Below are 25811 nucleotides of genomic sequence, written 5' to 3' on the forward strand. Positions count from 1 at the left end.
AATTCATTAGCTATTGTTGTTTTTCCTACGCCAAATGCTCCATTTATCATGATGATCTCAAGAACTACACCTTAATTATTCCGTTGAAATTGGAAAAGTAATTGGTTACTTCTACCTTCTGGATTAAATTGCACGGTCGTCTACAATTAAGAACTTGACCCAACGTACATGCAGCATCCTAGTCGAGAACTGGGCACTTTTATGAAACAAATTTCGTGCTAGATTAGAGCTTTTTTTCATAACATACACATTGGTGAATACGCTTATTCTTAGTTTTGAATTGATCGATGTCCTCCCCTACATAATGTGCAAAAGCATTCACCAGGTGTAATTTTGGAATTCCACTATGAATTCGTTGATTCATCTCTGCACCTTCAAAGTAGATATGATAATAAGAATCAACAATCGTGAAATTCTGTTTCTCGTACCAATTCTTGACCCAAAGATCATCTCGTGTCCAAGCTTCAAAACGATTTAATCCAATTACTTTTGCTCTATCCACAGCAGAGTCTACTAGTTGGCGTCCGATGCCTTGTCGAGAAAAGTCAGGATGGACTGCAATGTGCCAAATCATCCCACCTAGTCCTTTTCCTCTGGAGCAAACTGATCGTTCCACTCTTTCATATTCGATATCAATGAGTCCAACGACCTGGCCATCAATTTCTGCGATAAGTTCAATTGCAGGATTTTCATAATGTTCTTTTTGATTTAAAACATTATCAAAATAAGCCGTTTCTAAAAACGCAAGTGTTCGGCATCTTACCCACCCCATCTCATCACTGGGATCATAATCTCTAATAAGCATTGGCTTTCCTCCTGATCTTAGGGTCCATATAGCTTTGGGGACGATTAAATACTAACCCTGAATTTTTTAATCGGATATAAGATTTATGTTGCTTTAATTGCTTAACATCATCTTCTATTAGCTACACTTTAATATAAATAAAAGACTCCTATCATCTGGCACAAGAAAAACTGGAGCTCTCTTAAAGGTTATTGAACAGTGGTTTTTGGTGACGATAATTCAATTAGCTTGAGGCGAAACATACTTTATATTATTTATGCAAAATGATATCTCAAAATATCCCCTAACTATTATAGATATGATTTTCTAGTTCTTGTCAGCTAACTAGTTCTCCTGATTGCAGCTTCCTTTAGAGATACTCTTTCTTTAACCAGTCATCCCCCTTCCTTTACAAAATAAAATTACTATTTAGTCAAACATAAGCGTTATATTGCACCCATCCTATTAAAAACCGAAGTCACGGTTTTGAAAGCATCTTCTTTTTCTGACGAAATACAAGTGATAGTATTATTTTTCTATTATCTCTCCATATTAATTTTGAGAATCATTAAAATGAACTTTTTGTCCCTTTGTTTTCAAACCAGTCCAATGCCTGTTGTTCCATTTCCTTTATGAAAGGCTTTTTCGCTTTACTGTATAAAGATGTCTCGTCATATCGTTCAGCCAACTTTTCTTTGAAACCTGAATATCTTTCAACTTCATCGGGATGAGTCCTTAAATAATCACGGAATACCAGATGGCGTCTAATTTGAGGATGATTATGCTGATAAACATGAACATGATGGGTTCTGTTGTCTCCCCCTTTTCGAAACAACCGTCTGCCTGGTATCCCCCATTCACCAGCTACATCATAACCGTGTAACTGCAACTGACTATTGAATAGATCGATTTTTTCGATATCTTTGACGAGACACATCATATCAATAACAGGCTTTGCCTTCATGTCTGGAACAGCAGTACTCCCGAAATGTTCGAAATTCACGACTTCATCTTTAAAAATTCCTGCCAAAAATTCAGCTTCATCTTCGAACAGTTGAATCCATTTCTTATCGTACTCTGAAAGCCGAATTTTCAAATGATCTCGCCCTTCCTTAAACTCTGTTTTCATAGATAATCCGATTTCAAACCCTAACTGGGATCAATTCTTAATGAAATACTCTTATTCGGTAAGCTCTTTCCCACTTGCGATTGACTTATCGATTTCATAAATCTGAGTGCACAGATCTCCATAATACCCATTCAATCGAATGGCCTCCCTAACGCTTCCTATACAAAGCAGACTGCTAATCTAATGGGTCCTGCACTCATATTTAGTGAGATGGTTGAAAAAATAATAAGTGTAACTTTTAGATAGTCAGCTTGTAATAATTACTTAATTTTTATTGTTTAAAGTAATCTTCTCATCACTTTCCAGTGTAATTTCAAGAGGAAAAACAGCCGAAATCTTATCTGAAAATATCCACTTCCGCCCCGGTTGGACTAATAAAATAAAGACTCCAGATGTGGGATCTCCCATGAAATTAAGAGAAGTAGCACTTAAGGGTTCCTTTTCACGTTCTTTGATGCCCAGCTTCATCAACTGTTTTCCAACTTCTATGGCATCAGGAACTGTGAGGCTAATTTCGCTAATATTAAGAATACTGTCGGGGGAAAAAGGCTCGTCTCCTGTGTCAGTTTTAGAATGTCTTGCAATGAATTCTACAACGTTGCCTGAAGGGTCATTGAAATAAAGAGAGCGTGCAGATAAATGTGGGAAATCAGCTTCGTTATCTCCATCTTCTATATTTAAATCAACTTTTTCTTCAACCCATGACTTTGCTTCAAGGAATCGATTACCCTGTATATTAAAGGCGAAGTGGTAATATGGATTTACTTCTGCGTTTACGCTCGTAAACTCCAATTTACTTGAACCAACTGCGATACAAAACGTGTTTTCATTGTCTTCAACTAATTTTAAACCAAGTGTAACCGTGTAAAAGCGTTTCATTTCTTCTATGTTGCTAGCTTGCAATGTGACTTGTTTAATCTCCATCATTTCTCACCTGTACTTTCATATGAATCAACTAATTCATTGTTTACAATGTAAAAATTCCTTCTATTAAACAATCTCCACCCATCCATTCTTTTTGGGAATTGGCATCCGTCAGCAACATGTGAACGACTAAAAATCTTCTTTTAAGATTGAATAGAATCGCAAGTCTTGGTGCTTTCCTTTTACCACCATCGCTTTTCTCATAACTCCTTCAAATGACATCCCGCTTTTTTCCATAACGCGCATGGAGCCGATGTTCTCTTTGAAACACCTTGCTTCGATACGAATCAGATCCATGTTAGTAAATCCAAATTTAATGACTTCTTTTGTTGCTTCGGTTGCGATTCCTTGACCCCAATAGTCTTTGGAGAGGACATAACCTATTTCAGCCTTGTTATGCTCGGGTTTCCACCAAACAAAATCAATGGTACCAATGAATTTACCATTCTCTTTCAGTTCAATCCCCCATGGAGCGATTTGCTTATTTTGGTATCTATTCAGCACGTACAACACAAACTCTTTTGTAGCTGAGATTGTTTTATGGGTATTCCAAGTAACGTACCTAGATACTTCTTCATCTGAACCATAGTGATACATGTCATTCGTATCGTCTACTGTGACTTTCCGAAGAAGTAATCGATCAGTCTCCAGTGTAGGTAAGTCACCATATATTTGTTCGATTTCCATAGAGATTCCCCCTGGTTTTCATGTTCTACTTTTTACAATATAATTGGTGTGATAAGTAATATAAGCGACATCAGTATCAATGCCAGTGAAACCGCTTTCGGGAGTTTCACTTTACTTTCTCCTTTATACCATCCTGAAAATTGTAATTTGTTCCGATATAAAACAAAGATCAATAAAAAAACAGCGATTGCCCCCATCCACATGGAGTCATCGGCTACATTATTCACTATGTATAAATTTCTTACGATCATCCATCCTAATCCCCCTCCAATTAGAAGGATTATAAATACGCGGAGCAATTCCAATGTAGTCCTCATTTCGCACGCAACTCTCTTGATGATTAGATTTATGTCATTGCATTCAACCTACGACTTATTCCAAATCCCTTTACTTTTCCAAACTATATAAAAAAGTACCCCGTAACCGATAACAGCCGCTAAGCCCAGTGATTTGACGATCCATGAACCAAGCCCATAAAGTATTCCGCTAACCACATATGCACTTGATATAAGCAGTACAAATACTAATAACCCAGGTCGACTTTCGTTCATCTCTTCACCTGCATCTCAAATTGGATAGTTATTTAGGAGCCCGATTTCACTCGAATACACCGATAACACGAACGCAGTCAACCCTCGTCAGTTATGTGCACTCTTTAGTTTTTAAATTCGTCTTCTAATACCTTTTCGATTTCGTCATCACTGATGGGATTCTTTTCCGCATGTACTCCATACTTTGCTTTTAGTAACTTCCCAACCTCCGACTTGTCAATCCCATCCTTTACTGCGGAAAAAATTACAATATACAAGACATACAAACTTGCAAGGGATAAGAGAACCGTTCCCAATACCATGTATCCCGCCCCTATTCATCATTATTTCGTGTATAAATTTAAATAAAAATGCATACTGCTGTGGTGATAATCTATGGATAGGATAGTTTAAGAAAGAACACGAAGCGGTTGAACGACTTCACAAACTTCACTTTCTTCCAGAAACTTAGTGACAATTGATGAATGGGAGCTGCCTACTAGAAATAATATACGCTCCTCCTCCGACTCAATTAGACGCGTGAGATTGCTGAACATAATTAAATTCCTTTTGTACCACCAGCTTAACCAGTTCATTCCGATATAGTTATCAAGATCACCGAGACGGGCTAAATTAACATACATTTTATGGAGAACATTGATAAAAACAGGATCATTCAGCTCTTTATAATAATCTACTATACTTTTACTTTCTGTTAATTCAGGAATAAAGAGGTCCTTAACTATTTCATTTAAAAGTTCTGGCTGATTTTCTCTGCCCCAACTTTCCACTTCACTGTAGTGCATTTCAGCATCACCCATCCAATCCGTTGGATAAATCTGATCATGCCCCATCTCAACACCTAAACGAAATGCTACTTGAAAAATTTCATTCATTTCCAGGTTATGTGAACCTGATTTATAGTGAGTATATTTTTCGTTAAAATAACCACTATCTTCCGGTACCATTTCAACCGCAATTTTCGTCGGTTGAAAACGTGCGATTTTTAATACTAATTCTTGAATTTCAGTTTGTCTTTTTTCAGAATGCAACTCCTCATACTCTGACATATGGAAAGTTCCCAGTATAAGAATTTTCGCCTTGTCATGTTTCATAGCAAATCCCCCTCGTGAACTAGAAGTTCTACTTGCTAAAACAAATTCCATTCAAACCATCTTCCGTGCCCATCCGTATCACCGATCGTATTTTTGAATTCTTTGCCGTTCAGAAAGTAATCCACATGGAGTTGGCGGTCCCACATGTTGTTGTATATATGGAAAACATCTCTTTTACTGCCGATCGCCGCTATCTTCTTTAGCAGTTCGTGTTTGGAATCAGTTGGAAGTTGGTTTGCCACATGAGTGTGGAAGATACAGATCAAAGAGTCTGTAGGCACTGCATCCACTACATCTGAAAGTAAGTGCACTCCATCACCTTCCATCAGGTCTACCGGGTTTTCTTTCAAACACTTTGCAGCCTGGTCGAATAACTCCAATCGTTCCTGATGTTCTGGCCAAATGAGAGACTTTAACCATGAATAATCATCTGGGTCCGAGAGGTCGCTTATATTGAGGTCCAGACCGATTCTGGATGCGATGGGCGGACTTTCAGAAAGCATTTTTGGAAAGTGGTCCCCTTTGACTTCCGAAGTAATGTGAACCCCAGCATTTTGACTACCGTACGTTCTCCCAGTTCCGTACGAGTAGCCATAGTGATCCCATAAAAGTTGAAAACCCGCACTGGTGCCTATTTCAATAAGTGACAAAGGCTGTTCTACTTTGTTGTAAATCCAAGAAAATATAGGGAAGAGATATCCGCATCGTCTCACTTCATTGGTTTGAACCAGCCTGCTCTTTAAGGTAGGAATGATCTCATCACGATACAGTTCACAAAAATCTTTGAAATGGCCAAAGGTCTCGTCGTCTATTCTCTTGGGTGGATGTGTCATACTTTGATAATAGTTTTTTAGCGGATGTTCTTTTTCTTTTAATAGAAGGTAATGAACAGCCCCGAATAATAAATTAGGCACTGGCTGACCTTTTGGAACCGCCAGGCACAAATCGAGCAGTCCAGCATCTTCAGCAACCTTTAAGGATAGAAATTCATAGAGTTCACTGGAGCCTTTACACTCCATGTTTGCGAAGTTCATAAAACTCATGGATAGATGAGAATCTTGCATATTTGCTCCTCCTCCAATGCATTATTTAAAAGTCTCCGAAATTCCTTACTTAAGTATCAAGCCATCGTTCAGTACAAGTCACTGTTTTTGCATCCGCATCCAGCTTGACTTTTTTCCCAATGGCCAATGGATGCATGGGATGAGTATGACATGTATCGAATTCCGCTAGAATCGGAAGTTGCAGGCCATCCAACTGCTCCAGCAATAGATCCAGTGGTCGTTTGCCTGTTCCTAAGTCATCATATAGTTCATGCTTGCCTAAAATGATGCCAGCGACGTTTTCAAAAATGCCATGCACTTTCAGCATGGCAAAGTTTTTCTCCACAACGGATGCGGTTTTCATACAGTCTTCGATCAGTAAAATATCCCCCTGTTTAATATCAGGAAAATACGGAGAGCCGATGAAACCGTACATCGTATTCAGATTCCCACCTACCAATCGGCCTTCTGCGCTGCCACGAAGACCTGTCACCCATTCGTTCGGATACAACTTTTTCTCAGTCGTCTTCTTCAACCAGTTGACCGGTTCATCTGACCAATAATCGGGCATCGGTACTTCGAAAGGAATGACACTTTCTTGCATGAAATACTGTTCAAAATAGTGGTATGTCACATCGACAAGTGGTTCAAATTCCCCGAACGATGGCACGACAGCTGGACCATAAAAGGTGGGGATACCTGTTTTAGCATAAAGTGCGAGGAGAATCGCCGTAGTGTCCGAGTAACCAACTATAAGTTTCGGATATTGTTTGAATGCTGCGTAGTCAATATAAGGCAACATACTATTGGAATTGGTTCCGCCAATTGTGGACATGATCATCGAGACATCAGGGTCTCTCAACAGCTCATTCAGTTCCTCGGCTCTCTCTTTTGGTGTGCCAGAGCGGTACTCCTCGGATTTCCCTGTCAAATTCCCCTCTTTCACAATGAAACCTTTTGTCTCTAAAAATGCTTTTGCCCGTTTATAGCGCGGTTCTGCATTCACCGTTGCGGGTGATGAAGGTGAAAAAATACCAATCGTATCCCCTTGTCTTAACCGCTTCATAGGGTATCCTCCTCACTTACAATTTGTTCAACTTATCTGCAATGGTTCTCAAAATTTCGTTTTTCTCTTTCTGTAATCGAATGAAAGTGATTATAAACCAAATGATGAATACAAGTGGCACGAGGTAAAAAAGTAGTGACAGAATGGGAAGTATTGAAAACATCATACTCGTTTCCATAAGAATGCCTCCTTCCTTGTTGGACGTTCATATACGTATGTAATGGAACCGATTTCCGAATGTTGACTCTATTATTCCGGATAATTATACCATATTTAAAGATAGCTTCCTATGAATTATGGAAAATTTTGAGTATCTGTTCTCAACCTTTCATGTAAATTACTCAACTCAGTACAATCTTGAAAAAGTTTTGTAACGTTTCATTTGTAATACCGTGTTTATGTGGAGTTCATGTTGAACGATTACACTAAGGTTAATCACTAACGGAGGTGTTCCCCATGCAAATGGCGTGGAAAGAAGTTAAAAAAAGCAAAATGAAATTCCTGATTCTCGGTTCGATCATCTTTTTGGTCAGCTTCCTGACTTTCATTATCTCTGGGCTTGCCAATGGGTTGTCTGAGGACAACGCGGCGCTCATTAAAAACGTACCAAACGGACAGTTCTATTTGAATGAAGATGCAAAACAAACGTATAACCTTTCCAAGATCGATGCCGATCAACAAGAGAAGTTGATCGCAGACTACGAAGGTGCAACTGCAATGTCTATCCAAATGGGCTTTGTCAACGATGCTGAAGACAAGCAGCATAGTGTCGCGTTTGTGACTTCCACTGACAGCGATCTGTTTCCGAATGTCAAAGACAATGAAGTCGTACTCGATGCTTCCTTGAAAGATGATGGAATCGAAGTCGGCGACATTCTGACAAACAACCAATTCAGCGGAGAGTTCAAAGTCGTCGGGTTCGCTGAAAAGCAAACGTATAGTCACGCGCCTGTCGCATTCATCAGCATGAAAAACTATCAGGAAATTTACCGTGTCATGGAAATGCAAACAGTTTTCATACCCGGATCGGATAGTCCTGATTCTATCAAGGGACTTGAATCATTCGATAACAAAGAATTCTTGAATACGATTCCAAGCTACGGCGCAGAACAAATGTCACTCAACATGATCATTTGGTTCCTCGTTGTGATCAGCGGTATGCTGTTTGCGATTTTCTTCTACATGATGAACGTCCAGAAAATCGGCTTGTATGGTATTTTGAAAGCAATCGGCGTGAAAACGAGCTCGCTGTTCAGCATGATGTGGTACCAGATGCTGCTCATTACGGTCGTTTCACTCGTATTATCTGTCGGACTCAGTCAGTTGTTCAGTATGGTAGCCCCTGCTGGGATGCCATTTAGCTTGCCGATTGAAACTACATTGCTTCTGTCCGTCGTATTCCTAGTCATAGGATTCATCGGTGCAACCATTTCCGGATTCCAAATCAAAAAAGTGGAGCCGTTACAGGCAATCCAACAAGGAGAGATGTAAGATGGCGATTTTCACAATTGATGATGTCGAAAAAACATTCAAAACCGGTGACGTCAGTGAAAAGATTTTAAAAGGCGTCGATCTGGACTTGAACGAAGGCGAAATCACGGCACTTGTCGGTCCATCCGGATCTGGCAAGTCGACTATTTTGACGATTGCCGCTGGACTGCAGAAAGCATCCGGCGGGCAAGTACTTTTCGAAGGTAAAGATATGACGCAGATGAACCAAGAAGAAATCCGTAAAATACGTTCGAGTGAATTCGGATTTGTATTCCAATCGTCTCACCTTGTCCCCTTTTTGACGGTTGAAGACCAATTGCTCCTCATGCTGGATGTAGCGGAAACGAAGTTGAACAAAAAGCAGCAAAGGCAAGAAGTTGCTAAAGTACTGAATCTCGTAGGCATGGCACATCGGAAAGAAGCCTATCCTTCTTCCCTTTCTGGTGGCGAAAAACAACGTGTCGCCATAGCGCGTGCGATCATCCATAAACCGAAAATGCTATTTGCGGACGAACCGACTGCGAGTCTCGACTCCAAACGTTCCAAAGAGGTGATGGAAATCATCCGGAATTTAACGAAGACACTTAAGATCACTACACTTATGGTTACGCACGATGAAGAAATGCTTCCTTATGCAGACCGTATTGTAACGATGAAAGATGGCTTGATTGCCTAATTAAGTAGACCCCTTGTCCGAGCGTTCAGGACGAGGGGTTTTTGGGTACAATAGAAGTGAGAGCATGAATCCAGCTAATTCATACTGCATTCGACATGGATTTTGCAGTATAGCTCCATTATTCAAACGAGTAGGAGGCAGAACAATGCGCAATATTTTCACGATTTTCAAGCGGGATGTGCGCAACATCTCCAAGAACTGGGTTGCTGCCGTGCTCATCGGCGGCTTGATATTCTTGCCTTCTTTGTATGCATGGCTCAATATTTATGCTTCATCAGATCCTTATGGCAGAACCGATAAATTGCCCGTTGCAATTGTCAATGAAGACAAGGGAGCAGAGGTACAGGAGAAGCATATTGACACAGGTGCGGAAATTGTATCCACGCTCAAGAAGAACCCATCCATGGAATGGCATTTTGTATCTAAAAAAGAAGCGATGGATGGAGTGGAGTATGGCGATTATTTCGCCGTCATGGTGTTACCGGATAACTTATCAGAACAACTGGCATCTGTGGTCTCCGGCAATCCTCAAAAAGCAGAGATCGATTACTTTGTGAACGAAAAGCTAAACTCCATCGCACCGAAAATCACTGAAAAAGGTGCAACCGTGATTGTCGACAAAGTGAGCAGCCAATTCATTTCCACTGTGAATGGTGTCATCTTCGACATGCTCAACAAACTGGGACTCGAATTGGAACAAGATTTACCGGACGTTCAAAAATTCGAGAACTATGTGTTTGAAGCCGAGAAAAGTCTTCCGGAAATCTACGATCTTCTGAATCGGGGCTTAGCCGACGCGACAGATGCCCAAACGGTCATTCACGAAGCGCAAGGCAAATTACCGGAAGCAAAACAGGTCACAGATGACGGACTCGGTCAGATCAACCGAACGGTCAGCTATTTGAACGATGCTGAACAGAGGTTAAATGAAATGTCTCCGAAAATCAAAGCGGATCTGCAGAAAGTCAGTGGGATTTCTAACGAAGCAAACGATTTTTTGAAACAATTGCAAGGCGTTCAGTTGGATTTTACGGAGCTCGACAATGCAAAAAAATCTTTGGACGAGCGCATGTCCACTAGTATTGAACGGATCGATGGCGTCAAGCAGGACCTTATTCGCTTACAGGAATTAGTCCAGCAGAATCCTGCACCGAATGAAACCCCTTCACCAGGTGGTGACGATGAACCAGATGGCGAAGTACGGCCGTCTCCTTCCCTCCCATCCCTCAACGATTCAGGCAAATTGGATGATGCAATCACCAAAGCAGACGATCTGAAGAAGTTGTTACAAGAAGCACAGACGAATGCACGAACTGTCAATACTGTTGTAGAGGGTAAAGCGGAAGAATTGGATCAGGCAGTTGATGAGTTACAAAAAATTGCTGGAAATACTTCTGTTGAATTAGATCGTTTCATGAAAGAATATGTGAATACGATTGAGCCTACAGTGAAGAAAGAAATTGCCTCTGCAAAAGGGTTACTTGGACAAGCCAGAGGTCTGCTGATGGAGATACAATCCACCCTTCCGAAAGTGCAAACGATTCTTGGCAACTCGGACAGGGAATTAGCGGAGGGGAAAGAGACCATTCAAAAAGCTGTAACCGAGTTTCCATACGTCTCCGAGAAGGTGAATCAGTTAGCGGAGAAAATTCGCAGTATTCAAGGCGAAACGGACATTAACCATATCATTCAATTGTTGAAAAATGATCCGAATGCGGAAAAGACGTTTTTTGAAGAACCTATCCAATTGAAAGAAAACCGATTGTACTCCATTGAAAATTACGGAACAGGAATGACACCGTTCTATACAGTCCTTTCCCTGTGGGTCGGCTGTCTCCTTCTTATTTCCTTACTTTCGACAGATGTGCATGGACAGGAATTCACGACACGACAAGTCTATTTCGGTCGACTCCTGACATTTGGATTCATCGGGTTGTTGCAAACGCTCATCGTAGTTTCGGGAGACCTATTGCTGCTCGATGTTCATATCCGTGAACCGGTTTGGTTTGTTGTCTTCGGAGTGGTCATTAGCGTAGTGTTCATGTCGATTGTCTACACGCTCGTTTCTGTATTCGGGGATGTTGGAAAGGCGATGGCGATTGTCATGCTCGTCTTGCAAATTGCAGGGTCTGGCGGAACGTATCCGGTAGTCTTGCTGCCTGATTTCTTCGGTGCGATCAATCCGTTCCTGCCGTTTACGTATGCAATTGACGTGATGCGTGAAGCAGTTGGCGGTATTGTTTGGGCACGAGTTGCAAAAGACTTGTCAGTCCTGACTTGCTGTTTGCTTGCATCCATCCTGTTCGGCGCACTACTCAAGGAGCGAATCAATAAAGGTACTAACCAGCTTTTGAAAAAATCGAAAGAAGCAGGGATCTTCCATTAATACAAAAAGGCACTTCAGTCCTGTCGTTTTGACAGCTGAAGTGCCTTTTTGTCTGAACACAGTCTACTTTTCAAGTTTGAAGAAGATGCCTAACACTGCACCGAAGATGGCATGGCCAACCAACCAGTATAGGAGCGATAGACCATCCGTAAGCTCAGGGGTGCGATCGGATAATGCGGTAGTTGGAAATAGAGCGATTCCTATCATGACGCTTCCTATTGTACAAATTGTAAGTGCTCTTTTTTTCCAAGTTGGTCTCAGACGATACATCACATAAAACGCAATTGCAACGGCAACCGAAACCACGAGGTGAAACACCACTTCCACCCATTCTGGAAATGCAATATCCCCTACTACAGGTATGTAATCGACATTGAGCAAGAACGTATATACGTTCTCACCTGTTGAGGACTCAATCCATTTAAACAGAAACGTCAGAATGAGTCCTCCAATCAGTCCATATCCTGCAGCCCGAACTATATCTTTCATGCAAGTTCTCACTTCTTTCCTTTTATTTGCGCATACGCATCCAGTGCACGAGACCGAGCAGCTGAATGGTCAACGATTGGCACTGGATATGTGTCACCAAGAACAACCCCAGCATCGGTAAGGACATCTTCAGATGCCCTATACGGTTCATGGAGTGCTGCATCTGGAAGGGCAGCTAATTCAGGTACCCACTTTCGAATATAGGTACCCTTTTCATCGAATTTCCTACTCTGTGTCGTCGGATTGAATATCCTGAAATATGGAGCCGCATCAAATCCGGAGCCTGCTACCCACTGCCAGCCTAGTGTATTATTTGCGACATCATAGTCGACGAGTGTTTCGCGGAACCACTCAGCCCCTATTCGCCAATCAATAAGCAGGTGTTTGATGAGGAAGGACGCAACCACCATCCGAACGCGATTATGAATCGTTCCCGTTTCCCATAATTCTCGCATACCCGCGTCGACAAGAGGGTAGCCTGTTTTGCCCTTTTTCCACGCAGTGAGCTCGTCCGGATCATTAAGCCAAGGGAAATGGAGAAACTCCTGGCGCAAAGGTCGCTTTGTAATATCAGGAAAATGGAACAGTTGGTAGTAGGAGAACTCACGCCACGCAAGCTGTCTAAGAAAAGGCTCTGGTTGAGGGGCTATTCCTTCTTCTTGTGCACGTCTTACGGCATGCCAAAGAGCTCGGATGCTCATATTGCCGGATGCTAAAAACCCGGAAAGTCTGGAGGTCCCGTTGAGTGCAGGGAAATCGCGTTTCGTGTCATATCTATTGAGTCCCATATCTCGAAACTGCGCCCATTGTTCAAAAGAAGCAGTTTCGCCAGGTGTCCATGCTTCCTCTAGGGAAGCGTCCCAGTCAATTGAAGCTCGTAATCCGGAATGTTCCAACGGTATCGATTCAGGACAATCGTCAATCCAACTAGTCAACGAAGTGGGTGCAGCCAGTGGCCAAGGAATCGTTTGTTGCTGCAGAGATTTCCAAAAAGCACCAAATACTTTGTATGGCTCACCAGCTCCTGTTTTTAAACAGGAGGGATCTAACAGCATATTCGGTGCACATCGACGGACGTTCACTTTAGCTAAAGAATTCAATGCCAAAAGGGCTATTTCTTCTCTTCGTGAATCAGGATCCACTTGTCCATTAAAGAAAATAGCATCAGCGTGTGTTTTTTCTGTAAGGGCAGCCAAGGCTTTTGACGGAGGACCTTTTAAGATTGTCAGCGTGCTGCCCAACTTTACGAGCTGTTGGTGAAGACGATTAAGTGACTCATATAACCACCAATCTGCAGCTGTTGGGGATGTATGCTCCGGGAGTATGAAAACGGGCAGCACTTCACCGCATTCAGATGCTTCTTTCAGTGCGGGATGGTCATGGAGGCGTAAATCATTTCTGAACCAGACAATTGTTTTCAAAAAACCCCTCCTAAAAAAGGACCGCACAAAATGGCGGTCCTAGAATTACTCTTATTATAGCGGTGATGGAGCAGGTTTTCCAAAAAAGTAACCTTGGAACAACTGGTAGCCCTTCTCCTTCAACCAGTTAAAATCCTCTTCTTGTTCGATTCCTTCGGCAAGAGGAACTGAACCACTTTCTTTAGCTTTCGTCAAAAACATCTCTGCCTTTTCCTGCTTCACCAAATCCCCTGCCACACCATCTACAAATGACCGATCCAATTTCATATAATGAGGACGTAAATCGGCTAATAATTCCACAGTACTGTAGCCTTCTCCTACGTCATCCAGTGCATAATGGAATCCTTTATCGCGATAATACCTCAATATTGATTTTAGATGCTCGACATCATCGACTTGATCTGTTTCAACTACCTCGAAAACAAGTTGGTACGGATCAATGTTGAACTGCTTCGCAACCGCCACGGTCGATTGTAAACAAAATTCAGGCGAGTAAATCGAGGTTGGTACAAAGTTGATGAATGCCTTTTGATTTATAAGTGGCGCTGCATGCCGTACAGCAGTAACTCGGCATAGCCGATCGAGAGCATAAAGTCTTCCCCGCGCTCTGGCAGCAGTAAATGCTTCATCGGGATAAATCATGCGTCCTTCAGGAGAATGGAAACGAGCCAATAGCTCATAACCGTATACGGAGCATTCAGTATCTACGATCGGCTGATAGTAGGAAATGACACGTTCTTGTTGAATTAGATCATCTATCCATTCAGAGGTAAAGACTTCATCCACTTCTGAGAAGGACCTCCAAGGTGTTTCTCCAGAAATCCTGAAGAACAACTTCTTTTCGTCCAGATAATCATGGGCAAAGTCGGTTAAATCACGTAACCCAGCTTCAGTCACTGTGAATATTGAGCTATCTTCACCAGTGAAAGTCCGTAGAACATGCAGACGTTCCATATGATGTCGTAGCATGTCAAATTGCATGAAGTCTTCAACCTTCACTTCTATTTGTAAATCAGTAACTATACATGCTGTTCTGCAAGACATTTCAAACCCTCCGTCCTATTCCGTATTTCAAATATCTACAATTTAGTATCCATTGTAATCGATTACTCCTAGTTATTGCAAGCATCAAACTACGAAATGCCTATAGTAAATATAAAATAACAGCATGCCCCAAGGTACTAAAAAGGGCATGCTGTTCCACAATTTCCTATGACGAATTACGTAGGGAGACTTGTTTCCTGTGTATCCGTATTCTTACGTACAGGTCGTTCAGTTTGAACATCCATCGTAGTGTCCACTTCTGACTCAATAGTCTTGCCGAGCATATAATATTCCGTTTCTTCTTGCGTTAGACTGTTATAGCGTTTTTGGATGACACTATAGAATATACCTCCAAGAATCGCCCAACAGATGAGCAGAACATAAGAAGGCGTTGTAAGAGAAGCTGGTGACATGGGAATGAGAAGTAATAGTAAGAATACGACACTTGCAATCATTCCAATTAAAGCAAGCGCCTTTTTAACTGGAGCAATTTCACGATTGGCTTCTTCCGCTCCCCAGGCTAATACCTTATAAGCAGCTATACATGTGAATAGATACGCTACGGATACTCCAGTAGAAGACATGTCCACAATCCAAGAAAGAGCTTGACGGCCGAACCAAGGAGTAGGAAGGGTAATGAGCGTGACAAACCAAATGCCCCAAACCGGAGTTTGGTTCTTTTTAGAAATCGTTCTGAACATATCAGGTAATGCACGAGCGCGGGCCATTGAGAATAATAAGCGGCTCGACGACATGTAGAATCCGTTCAGACCTGTGAAAATTCCCATCATGATGGCGACTGCCATTACAATCAATCCGCCAAAACCGAGTGCTGAATTGACAACCTCACCCGTTAACCACAGACTGCCGTCACCTACATTCGAACCTGTTGGGAAAGTCCAAGCTGTAAGGCCTATCATCACTGCATAAATAAGAAATGATGTGAACAAAGAGGCTACGATTAGCATCGTGGCTTTCCGTGGTGAAAAATTGAATTCTTCAGCTGCCTGCGGAACATTGTCGAATCCTACATAGGCCCATGGAGCAATTGCCAAAATGACAAGAATCGATGTCAGTATGGATTGATTTCCGCTGAAGAGAGGTTTCATATTCTCAAGAGGAGACTCTGTAACTCCAAATGTAAAGGCGCCGAGCAGTACGACACCAACCACTAACAGAACGCTAAAGTAAAATTGGATACGTCCAGAAATGCTCGTTCCAGTAGAATTGATCAATGCGAACAACAGGATGATGATCGATGAGATAATGACCTCCGGCAAATAGACCTCCCATCCTGCCACACTATATAAGTAGATTTGCTTCATGAAGCCGGGTGCTAAAAACTTTAATAGTAATGAAAATGCAGAAGCATTTAATGCGACAATCGATATATATCCAAGTGATAAAAACCAGCCGCAAATAAATGCCCAGATTTTACCCGCTCCGATAAAGGCATATGTAAACCCGCCTCCGGATACTGGGAATTTCTTGATCATAACGCCGTAGCTTGATGCGATAACCATCATGACAAGCGCTCCGATTAGCAAACCGATCATGGCGCCTAATGGACCTGATTGTCCGATCCAATCTCCTGGAAGGATAAAGGCTCCCCATCCGACAGATGATCCTAGCGCGATTGCGAAGACCCATGATGGTTTAAGCGTTTTCGTTAACTTTCTGCGCTTCTGGTGCGCATCCGTTTGCTCCATATGTAAGTTCCCCCTATACTAATCTTTCTTACGAATTATTCCCTTCCCGCCAGAACTAAAACCTTTAACTCTTTAAAAAAATAAATTAGAAAACTCTACATCTATAAGCTCGTTTTGATAATTGTTTCCTGAAGACCAATAGGTTTCAGAAAGAGTTGTACGGGTATTCTGAGATTAGCAACGAAATCTAATAATATAATTTCCAGGAGGCGGTTCAACATGGTGAAACGACAAGTTGTAGGCTACTATAATAGTGAAAATGATGCGATTCTTGCAATTGAAGATTTGAAGCGGCAAGGCTATTCATCAGACGAAATCTCAGTGATTAGTAAAGAACGCGAACAGATCGATACAGTAGTTGAAGAAACTGGAACGCATGCGACTGATGGAGCAGCTACCGGGGCAGCTACGGGTGGTGTCTTAGGCGGTCTTGGAGGTGTGCTAGCAGGTATCGGAGCACTTGCGATTCCAGGTATTGGGCCGATCATTGCTGCAGGACCGATTGTTGCTGGGATCACGGGTGCCGCTGCAGGTGCTGGTGTGGGCGGATTAGCAGGGGCGCTCATCGGTATGGGCATTCCCGAAGAGGAAGCCCGCCAATACAATTCACATTTCAACGAAGGAAAGATTTTAGTTCTCGTTGATGGGGATTACCCGCGGCGTAGTGGACGAGATCTAGATGAGTACAACCGCACCCTTTTATAATCGTGTGCACTCCCCCTTTTCCTAAAAGACGGAAAAGGGGGTTTTTGTATAGGCATCGAAAAACAGCGCGAGGCGTGGTATACTAAAGCAATGGCATGGAAAGAACGGAGGCGGAATGGAATATGCAATATAACCAGCAAAAGATGGCCCAGCTTGTAAAGAAGGAGCCTGAACTATCAACCCGGTTGAATCAGATAATGAAAGAACATGAATTGGAGCGCGCTTTCGCGTTAAAAGCACTGTATCATGCGGAAGTGAAAGATAGCGGTCGGTTTATGAAACCATATCAGGAGTTGTAAGACAAAAAAAGCACGGACGCCCCTTTCAAATGGGGTGTCCGTGCTTTTTTTGGATAAACCTGAGTTTAGACGGTGTTGATGAGTACAAAGATATACTCCTAAAGCTGTTTTTCGTTACAGCTCTCACTACAAGCAACGAGATTATTCATCAGTATCAGATCTTAATAATAAGGAGATATTAAGAGATAGACCAAAACGCCAGTGAAGCTGACATAAAGCCAAATGGGCATTGTGAAACGGACGATTTTCCGATGACGCTCGACTTCGCCGTTCCATGCTCGCGCCACGCTTGTTAACGCAAGTGGCACGATTGCTGCCGCTAAAAGGATGTGCGTAATGAGGATGAAATAGTAGAATCCAGCTAAGAAACCGCCACCGCCGAAAGCTGTCGATTCTGCTAAGAAGTGATACATTACATATGTGATCAGGAAGAAGAATGTTGTCACAAATGCAGCGTAAATGAACCGCTTATGTACCGTGATGTTGCGTTTTTTAATGGCGATCAATGCTCCAACCAGAAACAGGAACGTGAAGGTGTTGAAAATCGCATTGAGCATGGGGAGAATCGTAATATCAAATGCATCAAAGTTTTCAACTCCAGGAATTCCAGAAAGAATTCCGATCGCACCGATTAGAATGACCGAGACAATGATGATGAACGGCTTGTAATTCCGCTTTTTTATAGGCGTTTCAATTGTAGAAGACGCGTTTTTCAACGTTACCACTCCATTGCTAGCAAATTGTCGTACCTCTCCAGTTTACCATACGAGGAAAAGTCGAGCCACTTCGCTTTAGCCTAAAGTTCTCGCTAAAAACGCTTTTGTGCGCTCATGTGTCGGATTTGTTAACATCTCGACAGGTATGCCTTCTTCGACAATTTGCCCATCTGCCATGAACAACGCTTTTGTAGCGACATCTTTCGCAAACGACATTTCGTGCGTCACGACAATCATCGTCATGTTCTCTTCTGCTAATTTCTTCATTACTTCAAGCACTTCCCCTGTCAATTCCGGATCGAGTGCAGAGGTTGGTTCATCGAACAAAAGTATTTCAGGTTCCATCATCAATGCACGTGCAATTGCAACGCGCTGCTTCTGACCACCCGATAAATTAGCGGGATATGCGTCGATTTTATCTGCAAGACCGACTTTCGCCAACAATTCAGCAATCCGTCCCGCGAGTTTCTCTTTTGGCTCTCCCTTAACTAGTTTCGGAGCAAGTGCCAAGTTCTGTTTCACGGTTAAGTGCGGGAATAAGTTAAAGTGCTGAAAGACCATCCCGATCCGCCGCCCGATTTTACGGATTTCTGGAGTGCTCGCATACACCCCGTCTGCCACCAATGCATCCCCATCGATTCTGATGGTACCCCCTTCAATTTCTTCAAGGTGTGCGAGGCTTCTAAGCATCGTACTTTTACCTGACCCTGAAGGGCCTATGACCGCTACCACTTCGTTCTTCTCCACCTGGAATGTAATCTGTTTCAGGACTTCAATATCCCCGAATGATTTTTTCATATCGATTACGTCAATCAATGCCATTGTTATTCACCTTCCTCATACATAATGGAATCGTCGTTCCAACCACTTGAATACGAGTGTCAACACCGCTGTAATCAGCAAATAGATGACACCTGCCATAACAAACGGGACAATTGTAAAGTCCCGGTTGACTGCCGTCTGTGCAAAGTGCAGCAATTCCGGAACAGCAACTGCATACAACAACGCTGTATCTTTCACGAGTGTCACCGATTCGTTTGCAAGAGCCGGGAGCGCAATGCGAATCATCTGTGGTATAACAATCCGTGTTGTTGTCTGCCATTTGTTCAATCCAAGTACTTGTGCTGCTTCATATTGCCCTTTATCAATCGATAACAATCCACCTCGGAAGATTTCTGCAAAGTATGCTGCGTAGTTCAGGATGAAAGCAAGCGCTGCGGCTGCAAAGCGATCCATAACCAGGAACTCTCCGATAACCGGGATGAGTGGCAAACCGAATACAAAGAACAATAATTGCAGCAAGAGCGGCGTACCGCGCATGAGATAGATATACGTATTCGCTAACCACGACAGCGGTTTGAAATGGCTATTGACCGCGAGTGTCAGCAAGAATCCGAGCGGGATCGAAGCAACGATGGCAATCACAAATAGTAGAATCGTTGCTTTGGCCCCTTCGAGCATTGGTGCTAAAATCGATAACAAATAATCTGGTGACATGAGTATCCCTCCAACCTAACTAGAAACCGTGACTTACTTCAATACTTTGTTTTCTCCAAACCACGTTTCGGAAATTTGTGCAGCTGTTCCATCTTCATTCATCGTATCCAATGCATCTTGCAGTTTTTTCAGTAGATCCTCATTCCCCTTTTTTACACCGACACCGTATTCCTCAGGAGCAAGTGTTTCATCGAGTACTTTAAATGTCCCTTCTTCTTTAGACATGTAGTAGTCGATGACGACTTCATCGATAATGACCGCTTCTACACGTTTACTCTTCAAGTCAGAAAGTGCTAATACGTTATCCGCGAATTCGGTTTTGTTTTTCACTTTATCTGCAATCGGATTCGCCTCGAGTGCATCAGCTGCTGAAGACAACGCTTGCAGACCCACTATTTTCCCTTCTAGATCTCCCAGTGACGCGATGTCAGAGTCCTTTAGGACAGCCACTACTTGAGCATTACTTAGGTAAGGTTTTGTAAAGAGCACTTTCTTCTTGCGATCGTCTGTAATCGTATACCCGTTCCAGATCAAATCGATGCGTCCGCTCGCCAATTCCGTTTCTTTCGCTTTCCAATCGATCGGCTGGAATTTCGCTTTCATGCCCATGTGTTTTGCAGCTGCTTTCGCATAGTCGATGTCAAATCCAGTAAGTTCATTCGCTTCATCACGGAATCCCATCGGTGCGAATTTATCATCGACTCCGATGACCAATTCTTTTTCGCCGTCTGCCGCCTCTTTGGAATTCCCGCAACCTGCTAATAGTGCAATGACCCCGAGACCAGCTAACGCAACCTTCATCTTTTTCATCTTCATATTGTTTTCCTCCACTTCATCGCTTTAGTCTGTTAAAGTAATAATAGAATATCATAGTTTTTCGAATAAGCAAAGCGTTTGCTATGAAAAAAACCAATTCTTTTTTTGAAACCGTTTCAAATGGAATGCGTATATACTAAAAGAAATAGAAAGGTGGTTCTAACGTGGATCCATATGGTGATTCTTTCTTTAACGTATTCCCTATTATTTTTGGAGCCTTCTTTTGCATCGTGATCGGAATCATACTCTTCGTCATTATTAAAGGAGCCGCGGAATGGGGTAAAAACAACAATTCCCCTAAAATCACGGTTACAGCTCATGTGAAAACAAAACGAACGGAAACGTCTGGCGGAGCTGGGGATATGTCAGCAAGCACTTCCTATTATGTAACGTTTGAATATGAAAGCGGCGACCGTCAGGAGTTCAATGTGAATGGCAGACAATATGGGATGCTCGCTGACGGGGATATTGGAAAGCTCAGTTTTCAAGGGACGCGATTTCTCGGATTTGAAAGGGTTAATGTTTAAAAAAACGGTTCTCCATCTCACTGGAGAACCGTTTTTGACTTTCATTGAAGAACTGGTTGCTTTTTACGTGCGATCAGCAAGTAAAGGATAAGTGCGACTACGATCAGTACTGAAAGAATCATATATAGATCACGATATCCGTAAGCCGTTGCTATATTCCCTAAAAAGTACGGACCGAATCCGAATCCGAAGTCCAGGAAGATGTAGAATGTAGATGTTGCGATACCGATACGTTTAATGGGAACACCAATGAGTGCGATGGCTTGCGCACAGGATTGGAAGTTCCCGAATCCAAGTCCGATAATTGCACCTGCAACTAGTAGGACGAATCCAGTATGTGTCTGGCTAAGAAGTAATAAACCACATGCAAACAATATTAATGAAGGAACAACGACAAATGTGCCGCCTTTACGATCTAATAACTTCCCTGAGAACGGGCGGGAAATCAAGATAGCTACGGCATAGATCAGAAAGAAGAAACTCGCTGCATCGACAAGGTTCGCTTCCTTTGCATAAAACGACAAGAAGGATAAGACGCCTGAATAACCGATACCTGCAAGCAAGGTAATCACAGCAATCGGGATTGCGGATTTTTCGATGTAATTCGCAAATCCCTTGGGGGCACCCTTGGGTTCGACAATTTCTTGCGGCGCTTCCTCTGGACGTTTTTCGACAAAGAAGAACATGGCAAGACCGATGACTCCAAGTGCTAAACTAAATACGAAAATCCATTTGAATTCGACATGCTGACTCAAGTAAATACCGAAAAACGGCCCGATTGCCGTCGCAAGAACAGTACTTAAACTGAAGTATCCAATTCCTTCACCACGACGAGAAGGCGGTATGATTTGAGCTACCATCGTTCCGGTTGCTGTGGAAGCCACGCCAAGTCCGATTCCGTGTATGAAACGCACGAGAAGAAGAACTGGTAATGAGTGTGCAGTGAAATAGAGTGCGATTGCTAAAACTGAAATCACCATACCGATCAGTAAGATACGTCGGCTTCCCATACTCTCAATAACGCGACCTGTTGCGATTCGAGCAGATAGTGTCCCGATGATGAAGATCCCGGAAACAAGACCTGCCATACTTGCAGATGCTCCATATTCTTCAACAGCAAATGGTGCAATTGTTACGATAAGCATATACATGACAATCATGATAAAAAAGTTGATGATTGAAATGAAAATAAAGTCCTTTGTCCATAAGTTTTGTTTGTCTTCCATATAGGGATCCTCTCCATTACTTGTTAAGATTTTCGTACGCCTGGTCGAGTAGCTGTTTTGCAGCCGATATGTCATTCTCAGGAATACCTGATAAAATCCGTTCATAAAACGGAAGCAGCTCCGCCTGTATCTTTGAAGTGATCCGTTCCCCTTCCTCCGAAAGCTTAAGCAACTTTTCACGCTTATCTTGCCCTTGTGTGACATCTAGATAACCGATTTCATGAAGTCGCTTCACCACTTTCGTAACAGACGGTTTTTCAATCATTTGTTCGTCCGCAATTTCAGCTGAAGTCATTTCTCCTTCTCTCGAAAGCAAACTGAGAATAGTCCATTGTGCATTGTACAAGTCATAATGCAGCAGCAATTTATTGAGTTGATTCACCAAAGGACGATACAACTTGACATAACTTCTGATAAATTGATGTTCCAAATGCATAGCCTCGCCTCACTTCATAAATAAAATGATTAGTTAGCCTACCTAACTATTTAAAGTATACGCTTAAAATTTCCGATTGTAAACGATGACGTTCCGGAGGAGTACTATGAAATTTCCACATGAAAAATCGACTCCCTGTACATCAGGAAGTCGATTTTTCATGTGGATTTCTAGCTTAGTATGCAGACCAGCCGTTATCTGCTTGCATGATAACACCATTCACATAAGAAGATTCATCTGATGCTAGGAACAACGCAATATTTGCGATTTCTTCTTTCGTACCTGGGCGACTCAACTGGCTGACGCCTTTCATCGCTTGTTCCATACCATGCTTGTCCGGTTGTACTAAGTTGTTCGTAATATTTGTTGGTACTTGTGCCGGTGCAATCGCATTACAACGAATGTTCAAATGTGCATAATGAGAAGCTACGTTTTTTGTCATCCCTGCAACTGCGTGCTTAGAAGCTGTGTAAGCGAGACCGCCCCGTCCACCTGTCACGGCAGAAATGGATGCCATATTGACAATGACACCTGATTTCTTTTGCTCGAAAATCGAAAGTGCTTTGCGTGTCGCTCGCATGACCCCTGTAGTATTGATCGCCAATACTTTATCCCAAACATCGTCTGTCATCGTTCCAGCTGAGTACATGTTGTCCATAATCCCTGCGTTGTTCACTAGGATATCAAGGGTGCCAAACGTTTCGACAGCAGTATCGATCATGCGCTGTACATCTTCTTCAGCAGTGACATTTGTTTTTACGGCAATCGCTTCTCCCGCGGCAGCTTTAATCGTCTGAACAGTTTCTTCTGCCCCGTCCATATTCATATCCGCGATGACGATTTTTGCACCTTCACGTGCATAGAGTTCTGCAATTTCACGACCGAGACCTGAACCCGCTCCGGTAACCACTGCTACTTTGTTTGCCAATCGTTTCAACTGAACCGCCTCCATTAATTATGTTCATCCCATCCATTCTCAGTATACGCTTTAATGCTTAACTATTAAAATAATTGAATTTATAAGAGAATCCAATGGATTAGTTGCTGATATGGAAATTTTGCCGTATACTGATAAAGTTAATTCCTAAAAGGTCTCAGTAGCTCAGGGGATAGAGCAACAGCCTCCTAAGCTGTGGGTCGCAGGTTCGATTCCTGCCTGGGACGTATTGAAACCCTTGTAAACTCAATGTTTATGAGGGTTTTTTGTTTTTCTGAAATCGGGAAATTAGTAATTGGGATTGGATTGAGCTCGGATTTATTACTTACTCGTTTATGAACATAAAAAGAGGAGGCATCTGCGCACTCTTCTTTTTATTCTTCTGCTTCAGTTGCAAATCCATGTTCTTTCAAAACGATAAAAGCATACGTTTTATATTTTTTTTTCAAAATCACCATCTTCCCAACCTTCACGAACTAAACTAGCTCTAACTGCTCCCATTACTTTCTTCATTGCGTTGATATTTAGTTCGTAATCCTCGTCACATGTATGCTTTTAATCAAGTGTTAGGTGCCTGTGCAAGAAACCTAATACTGTTTTTCACATTGCTAAACAATTTTTCTCATACAAAATTATTTCTTCTTGGAAGACTGTTATCCTTCTCACCTCATCTTTTGCTTTTAACATATAAATAGATTAGATATGTTTGGAGGGAAAAGTATGATTACGATTAGTCTGTGCATGATTGTTAAAGATGAGGAAGAAGTGATTGGCCGATGCTTAGATTCAGTCAAAGATCTTGTAGATGAAATCAATATCATTGATACAGGTTCAACCGATCGGACGAAGAAAATTGTCAGGACCTTCACAGAACGAGTTTTCGATTTTTCGTGGACGGATCATTTCGGGGAAGCGAGGAACTACTCATTTCAACAGGCCACTAAAGAGTATGTGCTTTGGTTGGATGCTGATGATATATTCATGCCAGAAGACCGAGAAAAGTTCAAAGCTTTAAAACAGCAGCTAACTTCGGATTATGATGCCATTACAATGGACTATAATCTTAGCTTTGATGAGGAGGGCCAAGTTGCTTCTTCTTTGAAACGGCATCGGCTCGTAAAAAAAGAAAATAATTTTGTATGGATCGGCGCAGTTCACGAATATTTGGCAGTGTCCGGAAACATTTTTGATAGCGAAGTAGCAGTCACTCATCTTCCACTAAACCATGATTGCAATAGAAATTTGCGCATCTACGAAAATCAACTAGCATCAGGTGAGATTTTGTCGAACCGCGATATTTTTTATTATGCAAATGAATTGGTAGATCATCAAGAATTCAAGGTAGCGACTCTTTATTATCATGAATTCCTCGATAGTGAGGCTGGATGGGTAGAAGATAATATCCGAGCTTGTTTTAGGCTTGCGGATTGTTACCACAAATTAGGCCAACCAAAAAAGGCTATGGACGCCACACTTCACTCTCTCACCTATGATGTTCCGCGCCCAGAAGCTTGCTGTCGCTTAGGCTATTATTTTATGGAGAGAACCAACAATGAAGCAGCGATTCAATGGTATTTGCAAGCCTTGCAAACGCAGAACTCGAACAAAATGGGGTTTCACGACAGAGCCTTTTCCACATGGCTTCCCCATCTCCAACTATGTGTCCTATATGATCGGCTTCAGGCATACGAGGTAGCCTATCAACATAACGAGTTAGCTCGTTACTACAAACCTGATGATCCTTCTATTAAACATAATAAAAGCTATTTGGAAGAAATAATGAAAACCATTGATAAGCGGAGTGACTAAATCCTTAAGCGGGAATCGAATTCATATTTAACAAGTTTCTATAAATTCTCCTTTTCACAAGTTATATCTATTCACTTTTTCACTTTCAATAATTAAGAGCCTAGTGTTGATAGCCCGTCCCTCCTTCCTTTTACTGAATATGATAAGTAAGCAAGGAGGTGATAATATGGATTTTAGTGACGATTTTTACAAATGTAGGAGACAGAACAATAATTGCAGCAAGTGTTCACGTTGCTGTTCCTCAGAATATTGTAATTGCAAGCGTGGACCACGTGGATGTAGAGGGCCAAGAGGATATGTGGGCCCGACTGGAGCTACCGGTGCCACCGGTGTGACTGGCGGGATCGGA

Annotated in this window: 28 protein-coding genes and 1 tRNA gene; 8 read left to right on the plus strand and 21 right to left on the minus strand. The window is 42.2% G+C overall.

What is annotated here, in order from left to right; translation table 11 throughout:
• Nucleotides 1–223: 223 nt before the first annotated feature.
• From ABE021_RS03855 to ABE021_RS03900, 10 genes are all read right to left on the minus strand, one after another.
• Nucleotides 224–805, minus strand: a complete 582-nt coding sequence (locus ABE021_RS03855; protein ID WP_430286918.1) for a GNAT family N-acetyltransferase — start codon at nt 803–805, stop codon at nt 224–226.
• 547 nt (nt 806–1352) lie between these two features.
• Nucleotides 1353–1880, minus strand: a complete 528-nt coding sequence (locus ABE021_RS03860) for a GrpB family protein (protein ID WP_430286919.1) — start codon at nt 1878–1880, stop codon at nt 1353–1355.
• A gap of 297 nt (nt 1881–2177) precedes the next feature.
• On the minus strand, nt 2178–2837 hold the full coding sequence (locus ABE021_RS03865) for a VOC family protein (protein ID WP_430286920.1): 660 nt from the start codon (nt 2835–2837) through the stop codon (nt 2178–2180).
• Between the two features lie 129 nt (nt 2838–2966).
• The gene (locus tag ABE021_RS03870) at nt 2967–3524 is read right to left on the minus strand and encodes a GNAT family N-acetyltransferase (RefSeq protein ID WP_430286922.1); all 558 of its coding nucleotides are present in this window, start codon (nt 3522–3524) and stop codon (nt 2967–2969) included.
• Nucleotides 3525–3556: 32 nt separating this feature from the next.
• Nucleotides 3557–3775, minus strand: a complete 219-nt coding sequence (locus ABE021_RS03875; protein ID WP_430286924.1) for a hypothetical protein — start codon at nt 3773–3775, stop codon at nt 3557–3559.
• 404 nt (nt 3776–4179) lie between these two features.
• The gene (locus tag ABE021_RS03880; RefSeq protein ID WP_430286925.1) at nt 4180–4377 is read right to left on the minus strand and encodes a hypothetical protein; all 198 of its coding nucleotides are present in this window, start codon (nt 4375–4377) and stop codon (nt 4180–4182) included.
• 87 nt (nt 4378–4464) lie between these two features.
• A complete protein-coding gene (locus ABE021_RS03885) occupies nt 4465–5169 on the minus strand; it encodes a DUF5694 domain-containing protein (protein WP_430286927.1) in 705 nt (234 codons plus the stop codon).
• A gap of 35 nt (nt 5170–5204) precedes the next feature.
• Entirely contained in the window at nt 5205–6233 is a 1029-nt protein-coding gene (locus tag ABE021_RS03890) for a DUF2332 domain-containing protein (protein WP_430286928.1), read from the minus strand.
• 49 nt (nt 6234–6282) lie between these two features.
• The gene (locus ABE021_RS03895; RefSeq protein WP_430286931.1) at nt 6283–7278 is read right to left on the minus strand and encodes a S66 family peptidase; all 996 of its coding nucleotides are present in this window, start codon (nt 7276–7278) and stop codon (nt 6283–6285) included.
• Between the two features lie 16 nt (nt 7279–7294).
• On the minus strand, nt 7295–7456 hold the full coding sequence (locus ABE021_RS03900) for a hypothetical protein (protein ID WP_430286932.1): 162 nt from the start codon (nt 7454–7456) through the stop codon (nt 7295–7297).
• A 278-nt stretch (nt 7457–7734) separates the two neighbouring features.
• Between ABE021_RS03900 and ABE021_RS03905 the strand changes: the two genes are divergently transcribed.
• From ABE021_RS03905 to ABE021_RS03915, 3 genes are all read left to right on the plus strand, one after another.
• The gene (locus tag ABE021_RS03905) at nt 7735–8769 is read left to right on the plus strand and encodes an ABC transporter permease (RefSeq protein WP_430286933.1); all 1035 of its coding nucleotides are present in this window, start codon (nt 7735–7737) and stop codon (nt 8767–8769) included.
• A gap of 1 nt (nt 8770) precedes the next feature.
• Nucleotides 8771–9445, plus strand: coding sequence for an ABC transporter ATP-binding protein (locus ABE021_RS03910; protein WP_430286934.1), 675 nt, complete (start codon nt 8771–8773; stop codon nt 9443–9445).
• A gap of 145 nt (nt 9446–9590) precedes the next feature.
• Nucleotides 9591–11831 (plus strand): YhgE/Pip family protein, encoded by a 2241-nt coding sequence (locus tag ABE021_RS03915; protein WP_430286936.1) that lies wholly within the window; start codon nt 9591–9593, stop codon nt 11829–11831.
• Nucleotides 11832–11894: 63 nt separating this feature from the next.
• Here the strand turns inward: ABE021_RS03915 and ABE021_RS03920 are convergent, their stop codons facing one another.
• The 4 genes from ABE021_RS03920 to ABE021_RS03935 form a co-directional block, all read right to left on the minus strand.
• Nucleotides 11895–12320: a hypothetical protein gene (locus ABE021_RS03920; protein WP_430286937.1), complete on the minus strand. Its 426-nt coding sequence runs from the start codon at nt 12318–12320 to the stop codon at nt 11895–11897.
• Nucleotides 12321–12328: 8 nt separating this feature from the next.
• Nucleotides 12329–13741 carry a cryptochrome/photolyase family protein gene (locus ABE021_RS03925; protein ID WP_430286939.1) on the minus strand — a complete coding sequence of 471 codons (1413 nt, stop codon included), beginning with the start codon at nt 13739–13741 and terminating at the stop codon, nt 12329–12331.
• A gap of 54 nt (nt 13742–13795) precedes the next feature.
• Nucleotides 13796–14785: an EAL domain-containing protein gene (locus ABE021_RS03930; protein ID WP_430286940.1), complete on the minus strand. Its 990-nt coding sequence runs from the start codon at nt 14783–14785 to the stop codon at nt 13796–13798.
• Nucleotides 14786–14961: 176 nt separating this feature from the next.
• A complete protein-coding gene (locus ABE021_RS03935) occupies nt 14962–16494 on the minus strand; it encodes an APC family permease (protein WP_430286941.1) in 1533 nt (510 codons plus the stop codon).
• A gap of 219 nt (nt 16495–16713) precedes the next feature.
• Between ABE021_RS03935 and ABE021_RS03940 the strand changes: the two genes are divergently transcribed.
• Both ABE021_RS03940 and ABE021_RS03945 read left to right on the plus strand, forming a co-directional pair.
• Complete coding sequence (locus ABE021_RS03940) at nt 16714–17199, plus strand: general stress protein (RefSeq protein ID WP_430286942.1); 486 nt, start codon at nt 16714–16716, stop codon at nt 17197–17199.
• A 122-nt stretch (nt 17200–17321) separates the two neighbouring features.
• Nucleotides 17322–17498 (plus strand): hypothetical protein, encoded by a 177-nt coding sequence (locus tag ABE021_RS03945; RefSeq protein ID WP_430286943.1) that lies wholly within the window; start codon nt 17322–17324, stop codon nt 17496–17498.
• Nucleotides 17499–17659: 161 nt separating this feature from the next.
• Here ABE021_RS03945 and ABE021_RS03950 read toward each other — a convergent pair whose 3' ends face one another.
• The 4 genes from ABE021_RS03950 to ABE021_RS03965 all read right to left on the minus strand — a co-directional run bounded on the left by ABE021_RS03950 (nt 17660) and on the right by ABE021_RS03965 (nt 20521).
• The gene (locus ABE021_RS03950) at nt 17660–18214 is read right to left on the minus strand and encodes a DUF420 domain-containing protein (protein WP_430286944.1); all 555 of its coding nucleotides are present in this window, start codon (nt 18212–18214) and stop codon (nt 17660–17662) included.
• A 75-nt stretch (nt 18215–18289) separates the two neighbouring features.
• On the minus strand, nt 18290–19036 hold the full coding sequence (locus ABE021_RS03955; RefSeq protein ID WP_430286945.1) for an amino acid ABC transporter ATP-binding protein: 747 nt from the start codon (nt 19034–19036) through the stop codon (nt 18290–18292).
• A gap of 15 nt (nt 19037–19051) precedes the next feature.
• Nucleotides 19052–19711: an amino acid ABC transporter permease gene (locus tag ABE021_RS03960; RefSeq protein WP_430286947.1), complete on the minus strand. Its 660-nt coding sequence runs from the start codon at nt 19709–19711 to the stop codon at nt 19052–19054.
• Between the two features lie 33 nt (nt 19712–19744).
• Nucleotides 19745–20521, minus strand: a complete 777-nt coding sequence (locus ABE021_RS03965) for a transporter substrate-binding domain-containing protein (RefSeq protein ID WP_430286971.1) — start codon at nt 20519–20521, stop codon at nt 19745–19747.
• 170 nt (nt 20522–20691) lie between these two features.
• Here ABE021_RS03965 and ABE021_RS03970 point away from each other — a divergent pair, with 170 nt between their 5' ends.
• Nucleotides 20692–21054 (plus strand): DUF2500 domain-containing protein, encoded by a 363-nt coding sequence (locus ABE021_RS03970; protein WP_430286948.1) that lies wholly within the window; start codon nt 20692–20694, stop codon nt 21052–21054.
• Nucleotides 21055–21095: 41 nt separating this feature from the next.
• On the opposite strand, the gene ABE021_RS03975 is transcribed toward ABE021_RS03970, so the two are convergent.
• The 3 genes from ABE021_RS03975 to ABE021_RS03985 all read right to left on the minus strand — a co-directional run bounded on the left by ABE021_RS03975 (nt 21096) and on the right by ABE021_RS03985 (nt 23653).
• The gene (locus ABE021_RS03975) at nt 21096–22280 is read right to left on the minus strand and encodes an MFS transporter (RefSeq protein ID WP_430286949.1); all 1185 of its coding nucleotides are present in this window, start codon (nt 22278–22280) and stop codon (nt 21096–21098) included.
• Between the two features lie 16 nt (nt 22281–22296).
• Nucleotides 22297–22716, minus strand: a complete 420-nt coding sequence (locus ABE021_RS03980) for a MarR family winged helix-turn-helix transcriptional regulator (protein ID WP_430286951.1) — start codon at nt 22714–22716, stop codon at nt 22297–22299.
• A gap of 175 nt (nt 22717–22891) precedes the next feature.
• On the minus strand, nt 22892–23653 hold the full coding sequence (locus ABE021_RS03985; protein WP_430286952.1) for a glucose 1-dehydrogenase: 762 nt from the start codon (nt 23651–23653) through the stop codon (nt 22892–22894).
• A gap of 154 nt (nt 23654–23807) precedes the next feature.
• Between ABE021_RS03985 and ABE021_RS03990 the strand changes: the two genes are divergently transcribed.
• Together ABE021_RS03990 and ABE021_RS03995 are read left to right on the plus strand one after the other, a co-directional pair.
• A tRNA-Arg gene (locus ABE021_RS03990) sits at nt 23808–23880 on the plus strand.
• A 493-nt stretch (nt 23881–24373) separates the two neighbouring features.
• Nucleotides 24374–25462, plus strand: coding sequence for a glycosyltransferase (locus tag ABE021_RS03995; RefSeq protein ID WP_430286953.1), 1089 nt, complete (start codon nt 24374–24376; stop codon nt 25460–25462).
• Nucleotides 25463–25811 lie beyond the last annotated feature (349 nt).

Origin of the sequence: Sporosarcina gallistercoris, from assembly GCF_050459885.1 — a bacterium.
In the GTDB taxonomy this organism is placed as follows: domain Bacteria; phylum Bacillota; class Bacilli; order Bacillales_A; family Planococcaceae; genus Sporosarcina; species Sporosarcina gallistercoris_A.

Coding starts and splice junctions, on each gene's coding strand:
- ABE021_RS03855 (WP_430286918.1), bottom strand. CDS start 805: ATGCTTATTAGAGATTATGATCCCAGTGATGAGATGGGGTGGGTAAGA.
- ABE021_RS03865 (WP_430286920.1), bottom strand. CDS start 2,837: ATGGAGATTAAACAAGTCACATTGCAAGCTAGCAACATAGAAGAAATG.
- ABE021_RS03870 (WP_430286922.1), bottom strand. CDS start 3,524: ATGGAAATCGAACAAATATATGGTGACTTACCTACACTGGAGACTGAT.
- ABE021_RS03875 (WP_430286924.1), bottom strand. CDS start 3,775: ATGATCGTAAGAAATTTATACATAGTGAATAATGTAGCCGATGACTCC.
- ABE021_RS03880 (WP_430286925.1), bottom strand. CDS start 4,377: ATGGTATTGGGAACGGTTCTCTTATCCCTTGCAAGTTTGTATGTCTTG.
- ABE021_RS03885 (WP_430286927.1), bottom strand. CDS start 5,169: ATGAAACATGACAAGGCGAAAATTCTTATACTGGGAACTTTCCATATG.
- ABE021_RS03890 (WP_430286928.1), bottom strand. CDS start 6,233: ATGCAAGATTCTCATCTATCCATGAGTTTTATGAACTTCGCAAACATG.
- ABE021_RS03895 (WP_430286931.1), bottom strand. CDS start 7,278: ATGAAGCGGTTAAGACAAGGGGATACGATTGGTATTTTTTCACCTTCA.
- ABE021_RS03900 (WP_430286932.1), bottom strand. CDS start 7,456: ATGGAAACGAGTATGATGTTTTCAATACTTCCCATTCTGTCACTACTT.
- ABE021_RS03905 (WP_430286933.1), top strand. CDS start 7,735: ATGCAAATGGCGTGGAAAGAAGTTAAAAAAAGCAAAATGAAATTCCTG.
- ABE021_RS03910 (WP_430286934.1), top strand. CDS start 8,771: ATGGCGATTTTCACAATTGATGATGTCGAAAAAACATTCAAAACCGGT.
- ABE021_RS03915 (WP_430286936.1), top strand. CDS start 9,591: ATGCGCAATATTTTCACGATTTTCAAGCGGGATGTGCGCAACATCTCC.
- ABE021_RS03920 (WP_430286937.1), bottom strand. CDS start 12,320: ATGAAAGATATAGTTCGGGCTGCAGGATATGGACTGATTGGAGGACTC.
- ABE021_RS03930 (WP_430286940.1), bottom strand. CDS start 14,785: ATGTCTTGCAGAACAGCATGTATAGTTACTGATTTACAAATAGAAGTG.
- ABE021_RS03935 (WP_430286941.1), bottom strand. CDS start 16,494: ATGGAGCAAACGGATGCGCACCAGAAGCGCAGAAAGTTAACGAAAACG.
- ABE021_RS03940 (WP_430286942.1), top strand. CDS start 16,714: ATGGTGAAACGACAAGTTGTAGGCTACTATAATAGTGAAAATGATGCG.
- ABE021_RS03945 (WP_430286943.1), top strand. CDS start 17,322: ATGCAATATAACCAGCAAAAGATGGCCCAGCTTGTAAAGAAGGAGCCT.
- ABE021_RS03955 (WP_430286945.1), bottom strand. CDS start 19,036: ATGGCATTGATTGACGTAATCGATATGAAAAAATCATTCGGGGATATT.
- ABE021_RS03960 (WP_430286947.1), bottom strand. CDS start 19,711: ATGTCACCAGATTATTTGTTATCGATTTTAGCACCAATGCTCGAAGGG.
- ABE021_RS03965 (WP_430286971.1), bottom strand. CDS start 20,521: ATGAAAAAGATGAAGGTTGCGTTAGCTGGTCTCGGGGTCATTGCACTA.
- ABE021_RS03975 (WP_430286949.1), bottom strand. CDS start 22,280: ATGGAAGACAAACAAAACTTATGGACAAAGGACTTTATTTTCATTTCA.
- ABE021_RS03980 (WP_430286951.1), bottom strand. CDS start 22,716: ATGCATTTGGAACATCAATTTATCAGAAGTTATGTCAAGTTGTATCGT.
- ABE021_RS03995 (WP_430286953.1), top strand. CDS start 24,374: ATGATTACGATTAGTCTGTGCATGATTGTTAAAGATGAGGAAGAAGTG.